8 protein-coding genes are annotated in these 11,054 nt (G+C 71.3%); all 8 read right to left on the reverse strand.

Annotated features, from left to right (window positions below):
* Position 1 precedes the first annotated feature (1 nt).
* Positions 2-1,237 (reverse strand): imidazolonepropionase, encoded by a 1,236-nt coding sequence (gene hutI, locus D1J51_RS07970; RefSeq protein ID WP_119074643.1) that lies wholly within the window; start codon positions 1,235-1,237, stop codon positions 2-4.
* 52 nt (positions 1,238-1,289) lie between these two features.
* Entirely contained in the window at positions 1,290-2,987 is a 1,698-nt protein-coding gene (gene hutU / locus D1J51_RS07975; RefSeq protein WP_119074668.1) for a urocanate hydratase, read from the reverse strand.
* A gap of 216 nt (positions 2,988-3,203) precedes the next feature.
* Complete coding sequence (locus D1J51_RS07980; RefSeq protein WP_240423048.1) at positions 3,204-4,739, reverse strand: APC family permease; 1,536 nt, start codon at positions 4,737-4,739, stop codon at positions 3,204-3,206.
* A gap of 276 nt (positions 4,740-5,015) precedes the next feature.
* Entirely contained in the window at positions 5,016-6,158 is a 1,143-nt protein-coding gene (hpaD, locus tag D1J51_RS07985) for a 3,4-dihydroxyphenylacetate 2,3-dioxygenase (RefSeq protein WP_119074644.1), read from the reverse strand.
* A gap of 26 nt (positions 6,159-6,184) precedes the next feature.
* Positions 6,185-7,684 carry a 5-carboxymethyl-2-hydroxymuconate semialdehyde dehydrogenase gene (gene hpaE / locus D1J51_RS07990; RefSeq protein WP_119074645.1) on the reverse strand — a complete coding sequence of 500 codons (1,500 nt, stop codon included), beginning with the start codon at positions 7,682-7,684 and terminating at the stop codon, positions 6,185-6,187.
* A 46-nt stretch (positions 7,685-7,730) separates the two neighbouring features.
* Complete coding sequence (locus D1J51_RS07995) at positions 7,731-8,417, reverse strand: GntR family transcriptional regulator (protein ID WP_119074670.1); 687 nt, start codon at positions 8,415-8,417, stop codon at positions 7,731-7,733.
* A gap of 2 nt (positions 8,418-8,419) precedes the next feature.
* Positions 8,420-9,970, reverse strand: coding sequence for a fumarylacetoacetate hydrolase family protein (locus tag D1J51_RS08000; protein ID WP_119074646.1), 1,551 nt, complete (start codon positions 9,968-9,970; stop codon positions 8,420-8,422).
* A gap of 241 nt (positions 9,971-10,211) precedes the next feature.
* Complete coding sequence (locus D1J51_RS08005; RefSeq protein ID WP_119074647.1) at positions 10,212-11,030, reverse strand: HpcH/HpaI aldolase family protein; 819 nt, start codon at positions 11,028-11,030, stop codon at positions 10,212-10,214.
* Positions 11,031-11,054 lie beyond the last annotated feature (24 nt).

The following is an 11,054-nucleotide window of genomic DNA, read 5'->3' on the forward strand; positions in this document are numbered from 1 at the left end:
TTCAGTGTAGGCGTTTGCCTGCGTGCCAGACGGCGGTGGTGAGGGGCATGCCGGGGCGGTAGGCGAGATGGGTGGCGGAGGGCGCGTCGAGCAGTTGCAGGTCGGCTCGGGCGCCGGGCCGGATCGCGCCGATCGCGGGTTGCGTTTCGCCCCGGGGGTTCCGCCATCCGTCCTGGTGCAGGCCGAGCGCGATCGCGCCGCCGAGGGTCGCCGCGCGGACGGCTTCTTGGATCGTGAGTCCCATCTGCAGCACCGCGGTCGCGACGCAGAAGCCCATCGAGCTGGTGTAGGAGGTGCCCGGGTTGCAGTTGGAGGCGATCGCGAGCACGGCGCCGTCGTCGAGCAGTCGGCGTGCGGGGGCGAGTGGTACGCGAGTGGAGAGGTCGCAGGCGGGGAGCACGGTGGCGACGGTGCCGCGGGGTCCGGCCCCGTCCCGCCATTCGGCCCAGGAGCCGGCCAGCGCGGCGATGTCGGCGTCTTCGAGGAACCCGAGGTGGTCCACGCTCAGCGACCCGTGCTCCACGGCCAGGCGCGCGCCCGGGCCGTGGCCGAGCTGGTTGCCGTGCACGCGGGTGGCGAGGCCCGCCGCGCGGGCGCTCTCGAGCACGCGCCGGGTGGCGGCCTCGTCGAAGGCTCCCGCCTCGCAGAACACGTCGACGGCGCTGACGTGGGGGGCGACGGCGTCGAGCATGGGCCCGGTGACGAGGTCGAGGTAGGCCTCGGGGTCCTCGCCGGCGGGCACGACATGCGCGCCCAGGAACGTGACCGAGTCGGCCTGCTCGCCCGCGATGCGGGCTGCGCGCACCTCGTCGCCGATCGTGAGGCCGTAGCCGGTCTTCGTCTCGATCGTGGTGGTGCCGCCGCGCCGCGCCTCGGCGACGAGCCGGGTCAGATTGCGGGAGAGCTCGGCGTCGGAGGCGGCCCGCGTCGCCTCGACCGTCACGTTGATGCCTCCGGCCGCGTACGCCTCGCCGGCCATGCGCGCCTCGAACTCCGCGGTGCGATCGCCCGCGAACACCAGGTGGGTGTGCGAGTCGACCCACCCCGGCAGCATGGCGCGGCCTTCGGCGTCGACGCGCTCGTCGGCGGCGGGCGCCTGCGCCGCCGGCCCGACCCAGGCGATGCGCGACCCCTCGACGACCACGGCGGCGTCGCGCAGGCGGCCGCCGAGGCCCTCGCCGAGCGAATCGTCGTTCGTGGTGAGCTCGCCGATGCGGTCGATCAGCAGCGAGGTCATGCGCGTCCCGCCACCCGCGGCAGCGGAGCGCGGGCGCCCGCGCTGCGGCACGCTACCACGCCGTGTCCGTGTTGCGGATCACGGGCGCCATCGGCACGCGCACGCCGCGCTCGGCCGCCACGTCCGCGGCGCGCCGGTAGCCCGCGTCGACGTGCCGGATCACGCCCATGCCCGGGTCGTTGGTGAGCAGCCGCTGCAGCTTCTCCGCGGCGAGCGGGGTGCCGTCGGCGACCGAGACCTGCCCCGAGTGGATGGAGCGGCCGATACCCACCCCGCCGCCGTGGTGCAGCGACACCCAGGTCGCGCCCGAGGACGCGGCGGTGAGCGCGTTGAGCAGCGGCCAGTCGGCGATCGCGTCCGAGCCGTCGGCCATCGCCTCGGTCTCGCGGTAGGGTGAGGCGACGGAACCGGAGTCGAGGTGGTCGCGGCCGATCACGATCGGCGCCTTGAGCCTGCCCTCGGCGACGAGTTCGTTGAAGCGCACCGCGGCGCGGGCCCGCTCGCCGTAGCCGAGCCAGCAGATGCGGGCCGGGAGGCCCTCGAACTCGACGCGCTGCTGCGCGGCGCGGATCCAGCGGCGCAGATGCTCGTTCTCGGGGAAGAGCTCGAGGATCGCCTCGTCGGTGACGCGGATGTCCTCGGGATCGCCCGAGAGCGCGGCCCAGCGGAACGGGCCGAGGCCCTCGCAGAACAGCGGCCGGATGTAGGCGGGCACGAAGCCGGGGAACTCGAAGGCGCGGTCGTAGCCGCCGTGGCGGGCCTCGTCGCGGATCGAGTTGCCGTAGTCGAAGACCTCGGCGCCGGCGTCCTGGAACTCGACCATGGCTCGCACCTGCGCGGCCATCGACGCGCGGGCGTCGCGGGTGAAGGCCTCGGGATCTCTCGCTGCGCGATCCCGCCACTCCCCGACCGTGTACCCGATCGGCAGGTACGACAGCGGGTCGTGCGCCGAGGTCTGATCCGTCACGATGTCGATCGTGATCTCGCCCGCGCGGTGGCGGCGCAGGATCTCGGGGAACACCTCGGCGGCGTTGCCGACGAGGCCGACCGACCAGCCGCGCCGTTCCGCTTTCGCCCGCTGCACCCGGGCGAGCGCCTCGTCGAGATCGGTCACGACCTCGTCGAGATAGCGCTTGCCCGCCCGTCGGCGCAGACGGCTCTCGTCGACATCGACGATGAGGCAGGCGCCGTCGTTCAGGGTCACCGCGAGAGGCTGCGCACCGCCCATGCCGCCGCAGCCGCCCGTGAGGGTGAGCGTTCCGGCCAGGGAACCCGCGAAGCGCTTACGGGCCACTGCGGCGAAGGTCTCGAACGTGCCCTGCAGAATACCCTGGGTGCCGATGTAGATCCACGACCCCGCCGTCATCTGCCCGTACATCGTGAGGCCCTCGGCCTCGAGCCGGCGAAACTCCGGCCACGTCGCCCAATCGCCGACGAGATTCGAGTTCGCGATCAGCACCCGCGGCGCCCACGCACTCGTGCGGAACACGCCCACGGGCTTGCCCGACTGCACCAGCAGCGTCTCATCCTCCTCCAGATCGCGCAGCGTGCCGACGATCGCGTCGAACGCCTCCCAGCTGCGGGCCGCGCGCCCCGTGCCGCCGTAGACGACCAGATCGTCGGGCCGCTCGGCGACCTCCGGATCGAGATTGTTCATCAGCATCCGCAGCGGCGCCTCGGTCTGCCAGCTCTTCGCGGAGATCTCGGTGCCGCGAGGGGCTCGAACGGGGCGGGCGCCGGGAAGCGTCATGGTGAGGTTCCTTTCGATCATGCGCGGCGGCAACACCGCCTCGCATCCATCACACCGCCTCACAGCAACCACGGCAACGCAGATCCCACCCCCGACGTCCGGGATCCCAGACCCCCCGGAAGAACCACCCCGAACCGACGGGCGCCTCGCCAGTGCGCACAGCCGCGGGTACCCGCCGCCGAGCGAGATCACCGCGAGCCCCAACTGCGGAGCTCGTTACGCCCCGACCACGTCGACCGCCTCCGTGCCGTAGGCCCCGGGCTCGGTGCCGTGCCCGATCCGGCGGTAGACGTCGGGCTTGGACGAGCGGAGCCTCAGCCCCCACGCGATGCCCGCGACGCCGGCGACGAAGATCATGCCGGGCAGGATGAACGTCGTCGCGTCCGGCTGCTCCTGAGCGAGCATGAGCTGGAAGTTGGCCAGGATCATGATGAACACCCAGAGCAGCGCCAGGCCGGAGACGAGGGGCGCGACGACGACGGTCCAGACGCCGAGGCCGCGGCGGTCCCGGCGGAAGAACCCGATGACGGCGGCCGCGATGATCGCCATGAGCAGCACGAGCCCGGCCGCTCCCGTGTTGGTGAGCCACGTGAACATGGTGAGCACGGGGTACAGGAACGCCATGTCGCCGAACATCGCCTCGGCGCCGCCGAGGGGGTCTCCCGTGATCGCGAAGCCGGCCACGACGACGAGCGCGATCACGGTCTGCGCCACCGAGCCGGCCCACGGGGCGCCGGCCGCACTGGTGCGGCTGAACCGGTGAGGAAGCACGCCCTCGCGACCGAGCGAGAAGAAGTAGCGGGCCACCGCGTTGTGGAACGACTGCAGCGCCGCGAAGAGGCTGGTGAGGAACAGCAGGGTCATGATGTCGGCGAATACGACGCCCACCCGGTCGGTCATGAACACGAACATCAGGTCGGGGCCGGAGGCCTGCGACTGCTCGACGATCTGCGACGGGCCGATCCCGACCGAGAAGGCCCACGCGCTGAAGGCGTAGAAGATGCCGATGATGGCGACCGCGGCGTAGGTGGCGCGGGGAACCGTGCGCTTGGGGTCCTTGGCCTCCTCGCCGTAGATGGCGGCCCCCTCGAAGCCCATGAAGGCGGCGACGCCGAAGACGAGGATGATGCCGAGCGCGGGGCCGAAGAGGGTCGCGGGGTCCAGCGTCTGTGCGGTCACACCCTCGGGAGCGGCGCCGAGGGAGACGATGTCGAAGACGATGACCACCAGGAACTCGAGGGCCACCAGCACGCCGAGCACCTTGGCGGAGAGGTCGACCCGGTTGACGCCGAGCACGCCGACCACGACGATGCAGAGCAGGATCCAGAGCCACCAGGGCGACGCGAAGCCGAACTTGGCCTCCAGGAACGTCGACAGCTGAAAGCCGAAGAGACCGTAGATGCCGATCTGCATCGCGTTGTAGGCGACGAGCGCGATGAGCGACGCGCCGACGCCGAGCGGGCGGCCGAGGCCCTGCGAGATGTAGGCGTAGAACGCGCCCGCGTTGGTGATGTAGCGGCTCATCGCCGTGTACCCCACGGCGAAGACCGCGAGGATCACCGCGATGAGCAGGAAGCCGAGCGGTACCCCGAGCGACTCGGTGACCGCGAACGACGTGGTGACGCCGCCGGCGACGACCGTCAAGGGAGCCGATGCCGCGATGATCATGAAGGTGATCGCGGGGACGCCGAGCGTGCGGCGGCTGAGACCCGGATCGTGCTGCGCCGCTTCAGGCGCGGAATGAGCGCTCATGGTGGGGATTCCTCTCCTGGCCTCACTGCGCACCGGCCTCGGTGCCGGCCGCAGGGCTGTTGCTGCCGAGTCTAGGGAGGGGCGAACGAGAGGAGAAGGGCGCGCCTGTGCACAGAGCGCAAGGAGCATGAGGATCGGCGCAGGGCTATCCAAATGGAAAGTCAGCGGCGGTCGGTGGCGGTCGGTGGCGGTCGGCGTGCCGCCGCTCAAGCGGGGCCGGGGCGCACCGCGCCCCGGCCCCGATCCCGAACCCGCTGCGCAGGCCCGAGCAGCGATCTACAGCGTCTCGCCGAGCTTGAAGCCCCTGGTCTCGTCGCCCTCGCGGGTGTACGAGAAGCCGTCGGCCCCGATGGTGACCTCCATCTCGGAGTCGTCGGTGCGCCTGACGACCGGCTGCGGGTTGCCGTCGAGGTCGAGCACGAGCGAGGCCTCGGTGTACCACGAGGGCACGACCGGGTTGCCCCACCAGTCGCGGCGCTGGTTGTCGTGCACGTCCCAGGTGACGACCGGGTTGTCGGGGTCGCCCGTGTAGTAGTCCTGGGTGTAGATCTCGACGCGGTGGCCGTCGGGATCGAGCAGGTACAGGTAGAACGCGTTCGACACGCCGTGGCGACCGGGACCGCGCTCGATCCGGTCGGAGATGCGCAGCGCGCCGAGCTTGTCGCAGATCGCGAGGATGTTGTGCTTCTCGTGCGTGGCGAATGCGACGTGGTGCATGCGGGGGCCGTCGCCGCCCGTCGCGGCGGTGTCGTGCACGGTCGGCTTGCGGCGCATCCACGCGGCGTACACCGTGCCCTCGTTGTCCTGGATGTCCTCGGTCACGCGGAAGCCGAGGTCCTGGTAGTGGCGCACGGCGCGGGGCACGTCGGGGGTGACCTGGTTGAAGTGGTCGAGGCGCACGAGCTCGCCGGGCTTGTGCAGGTCGTAGCGCCAGGCGAGGCGCTCGACGTGCTCGGTCTGGTAGAAGAACTCGTAGGGGAAGCCGAGCGGGTCGACCACCCGCACCGAGTCGCCGATGCCCTTCACGAAGCCGTTCTCGTTGCGGCGCACGTCGCAACCGAGTTCGGTGTAGAAGTCGACCGCCCGGTCGAGATCCCCGGGAGTGCGCACGCGGTACGAGAACGCGGCGACCGCGGCCACGGGGCCCCTGCGCAGCACGAGGTTGTGGTGGATGAACTCCTCTGTGGAGCGGAGGTAGATCGCCTCGTCGTCCTCCTCGGTCACGTAGAGGCCGAGCACGTCGACGTAGAACTCGCGCGAGGCGGCGAGGTCGGTGACCACGAGCTCCATGTAGGCGCAGCGCAGGATGTCGGGCGCCTCGGCCTGCGGGGTGGCGACGGGGTTGTCGGAGTGGATCGGGGCTTCCTCGGTGACCCAGAAGCCCGAGGAGGTCTTGTCGCTGTCGTTGAGCTTTGCCATGATGTGCTTCCTTGCAGTGGTGGGAGTTACTTGTTGCCGGCGCCGAAGCGGGGGCTGTGCGCCTCGTTGAGGGTGATGTGCACGGCCTGCTGATCGGTGTAGAAGTCGATCGAGCGGTAGCCGCCCTCGTGCCCGAGGCCCGAGGCCTTCACGCCGCCGAAGGGGGTGCGCAGGTCGCGCACGTTGTTCGAGTTGAGCCAGACCATGCCGGCCTCGACCGACTGCGCGAAGTTGTGGGCGCGCTTGAGGTTCGAGGTCCAGATGTAGGCCGCCAGGCCGTACCTGGTGTTGTTCGCCAGCGCGAGCGCCTCCTCGTCGGTGTCGAACGGGGTGATCGCGACGACCGGGCCGAAGATCTCCTCCTGGAAGATGCGGGCGTCGGGCTCGACGTCGGCGAACACGGTCGGGGCGACGTAGTTGCCCGTGGGGAAGCCGTCGGGGCGGCCGCCGCCGGCGACGAGGCGGCCCTCGCTCTTGCCGATCTCGACGTAGCTCATCACCTTGTCGTAGTGCTCCGGGTGCACGAGCGCGCCCACCTCGGTGGCCGGATCGCTGGGCAGGCCCACCACGATGTTCTTCGCGCGCTCGGCGTAGCGCTCCACGAACTCGTCGTAGATGTCGCGCTGCACGAGGATGCGGCTGCCCGCGGTGCAGCGCTCGCCGTTGAGGCTGAACACGCCGAAGACGGTGGCGTCGAGCGCGGCCTCGAGGTCGGCGTCGGCGAAGACGACGGCGGGGCTCTTGCCGCCGAGCTCCATCGACAGGCCCTTGAGGTGAGGGGCGGCGTTGCCGAAGATGATCTGGCCGGTGCGGCTCTCGCCCGTGAACGAGATGAGCGGCACGTCGGGGTGCTTCACGAGGGCGTCGCCCGCCGACTCGCCGAAGCCGCCCACGAGGTTGAACACGCCGTCGGGCACACCCGCCTCGCGGAAGATCTCGCCCCACAGCGAGGCCGACAGCGGCGTGAACTCGGCCGGCTTCAGCACGACGGTGTTGCCGGTCGCGAGGGCCGGCCCGAGCTTCCACGACTCGAGCATGAACGGCGTGTTCCAGGGGGTGATGAGGCCGGCGACGCCGATCGGCTTGCGATTCACGTAGTTGATCTGGCGACCGGGCACCTTGAAGGTGTCGTCGTGCTGCGCCACGATCAGGTCGGCGAAGAAGCGGAAGTTCTCGGCGGCGCGTCGGGCCTGGCCCTTGGCCTGCGTGATGGGCAGGCCCGAGTCGAAGCTCTCGAAGCGCGCGAGCTGCTCGTCGCGCGACTCGACGATGTCGGCGACCCTGTGCAGGATGCGCGAGCGCTCGCGGGGGAGCATCTTCGGCCAGGGGCCCTCGTCGAACGCGCGCTTCGCTGCGGCGACCGCGAGGTCGATGTCGGCCTGCTGACCGGAGGCGGCCATGATGTAGGTCTCGTTCGATACGGGGTCGAGGACCTCGAACTCCTCGCCGCCGACGGAGTCGACGTGCTCGCCGTCGATGAAGTGGCGGATCTTGTCTGGCAGCCCGGCGGGCTTCTCCTGGGTCATGTCTCTCTCCAGTGGTGATGGGGATGGTCGGGGTGGGGCTGCGGGGTCAGGCGGCCGGTGCGGCCGTCCGCTCTCCCGCGTGCCGGTGCTCGTCGGAGTAGGCGAGCACGGCGTCGAGCGTCGCCGTGCGGTGCGCTCGGGCGGTCATCTCGATCTCGAGGGGCGCGGCGCGATCCTCGACGAGCTGCAGGATCCGGTCGTGCTCGTCGACCGACTCCCGCGCCCGGCCGGGCACGAAGCTGAACGACGAGTTGCGCAGCACCTTCATGCGGTTCCAGCCGCGGTGCACGAGGTCGAGGATGTGCGGGTTGGGGCAGGCCTCGAACAGCACGCTGTGGAACTCGAGGTTGAGCTCGGTGAAGCGCTGCGGGTCGAACGCGCTGAGCGACTCCCGCATCGTCTGGTTGACGAGGCGTGCGCGGCGGATCTGATCCTCGGTGATGCGCGGCGCCGCGAGCGCGGTGGCGGCGCCCTCGACGAGCGCGAGCGTCTGCATGGTGTGCAGGTACTCGGTCTCCTTGATGAGGGCGACCTGCGCGCCGACGTTGCGCTCGAAGGTGACGAGCTGCTCGGCCTCGAGGCGGCGGATCGCCTCGCGCACGGGCACGACCGACATGCCGAGCTCGTTCGCGATGGGCGCGAGCACGAGGCGGTAGCCGGGCACGTACCGGCCGCTGTCGATGCGTTCCCGGATCAGGCGGTACGCGCGCTCGGACTTCGACTCCGCGGTCACGGTCAGGCCCGCGCTTCCCGCTCGGCCTCGGTGGCGCCGGCCGGTGTCGAGGCGCGGGACGCCTCGTAGCGCGCGCGCCACTCGGCGTTCATGGGGAAGAGGCCGTCGACCGGCGCCCCCTGCGCGACCTGCTCGGCGACCCAGGCGTCGGCGTCCTCCTGGGCGGCGGCCTCGCGGGCCACCTCCTCGAGCAGGAACGGCGGGATCACGACCACGCCGTCGCGGTCGCCCATGATGATGTCTCCCGGCTGCACGGCCGCGCCGCCGCAGGCGATGGTCACGTCGGTCTCCCAGGGCACGTGGCGGCGGCCGAGCACGCTCGGGTGCGCGCCCCGCGAGAAGACGGGGAGGTCGAACTCCTGCACGGCCGCGAAGTCGCGCACGCCGCCGTCGGTGACGATGCCCGCTGCGCCCCGGTACTGGGCGCGCAGCGCGAGCACGTCGCCCACGGTGCCGGTGGAGGGGATGCCGCGGGCCTCGACCACGAGCACCTCGCCGGCCTCGACGGTGTCGAAGGCGCGCTTCTGGGCGTTGAAGCCGCCGCCGTACTCCTTGAACAGGTCGGGGCGGAAGGGGATGAAGCGCAGGGTCTTGGCGGTGCCGAGGATGCGGTCGCCCTCGTGGTTCGGGTGCACGCCGTCGACGAAGATGTCGACGTAGCCGCGCTTGCGCAGGGCCGCCGAGACGGTCGCCACGGCCACGCCGTCGAGCAGCTCGCGGATCTCGGCGGTGAGCGGAGAGCCGGTCGAGGCCCGGCTCTCATCCTCGAGCGGGGAGGCCTTGCCCGCGGCGACCGCCGCGGCGTGCGCGTCCTCGTCGCCCCAAGCCTCGACGCGCTGCTTGTCGTCGATGGCGGGCGTGTTGCCGAAGTCGCCGAAGGCGTTGGCGCCCTGCGTGACGGTGGTCGCAAGGCGGCCGGTGGTGGGGGCGCCGGGCGCGTTCGGGGCGTCGACCTCGACCTCGACCACGTCGCCGGGCACGACGACCGAGGAACCCGCGGGGGTGCCCGTGAGGATCACATCGCCCGTCTCGAGCGTCATGTGCTGCGACAGATCGGCGACGAGCTGGCCGAAGGGGAACCTGAGCGTGTCGCTGGTGTCGTTCTGCACGAGTTCGCCGCCCACCCAGGTGCGCACCCGCCAGGCGTCCTGTCCGATGCCCTCGGTGGGGATCGCGGCGGGGCCGATCGGCGTGAAGCCGTCGCCGCCCTTGTTGCGCACGTTGGAGCCCTTGTCAGCCGCACGCAGGTCGTACAGGCCGAAGTCGTTGGCGGCGGTCACCTGCGCCACGTGCTTCCACCCGTCCTCGGGCGAGACCCAGCGGGCCGGCTCGCCGATCACGAGGGCGATCTCGCCCTCGAAGGCGAGCAGCTCGGTGCCGGCGGGGCGCTCGATGGTGCCGCCGGTCGGGGCGAGCGACGAGGCCGGCTTGAAGAAGTACGAGGGGAACTCGGGGGTGCGGCCGCGCTGCGCGATCCGCGAGGGGTAGTTGAGGTGAACGGCAATGACCTTGCCGGGGGTCTCGATGCCCAACTGCTCGATTCCGTACGTCATGGCGACCTCACTCGTCTCTCCGTGCCGGGCCCGCCCGGTCCCGGCACGTTATATCTCTTATCGTATATGATCTAGGCGGGCTTGGGAAGGAACGGTTCGCAAGATCCCCTCGAAAGCGGGATTTCCCGGCCGTTCCCGCGAAAAGCGCCGGGAAATCCCCCTTTCGAGGGGGCCGGCCGTGACCATCCCCGCCGGGTTCCGCACCGGGCCCGTGTCCGGTGGCGGTGCCCGGCGCGGGGCCTCAGTAGCTCGCGCGCTCGCCGCTCCCGGCGCCGGTGAAGCGATCGACGAGAGCCTCGGTCTGGCGGGAGAGGATCGCGACGTCGGCGCCGACGGCGACGAACGACGCGCCGGCCTCGATGTAGCGCTCGGCGTCGGCCGGCACGAAGGCGTTGACTCCGACGGGCTTGCCCGCCGCGACGCCGGCCGCGATCGCGCGCAGCACCGACTCGACCACCTCGGGGTGGTTCTGCTGGCCCAGCAATCCCATGGACGCCGCCAGGTCGGAGGGGCCGACGAAGATGGCGTCGACGCCGTCGACCGCGATGATGCGCTCGACGTCGGCGACCGCCGCGGCCGACTCGATCTGCACTGTGAGGCTGACCGTCTCCGAGGCTCGGCCGAGGTAGCCCTCCACGCGGTTCCAGCGGGCGGATCGCGCGAGCGCCGCCCCCACGCCGCGCACGCCTCCCGCGGGGGTGCCGTCGGGGTAGCGCACGGCGCGCACGATCTCGGCGGCCTGCTCGGCCGAGTCGACCATGGGGATCAGCAGGTTCTGCGCCCCGAGGTCCAGGAACTGCTTGATGGCGACCGTGTCGCCGTAGGGCGGCCGCACGAGGGGCGCCACGGGGTACCCCGACATGGCGTAGAGCTGGGCGAGCACCGACTCGAGGCCGTTGGGGGAGTGCTCGGCGTCGAGCAGCACCCAGTCGCAGCCGCTGCCGGCCACGATCTCGGCGGTGATGGGGCTGCCGGCGCAGGCCCACAGGCCGATCAGCGGACGGTCGGCCGAGGCCAGGCGCTCGCGCAGCGTCGGGGGGAGGCTCAGGCGAATCGGCATGTGATGGAACCCAGTTCGTGGTAG

Source organism: Leucobacter sp. wl10 (assembly GCF_003569785.1).
Lineage (GTDB): Bacteria > Actinomycetota > Actinomycetes > Actinomycetales > Microbacteriaceae > Leucobacter.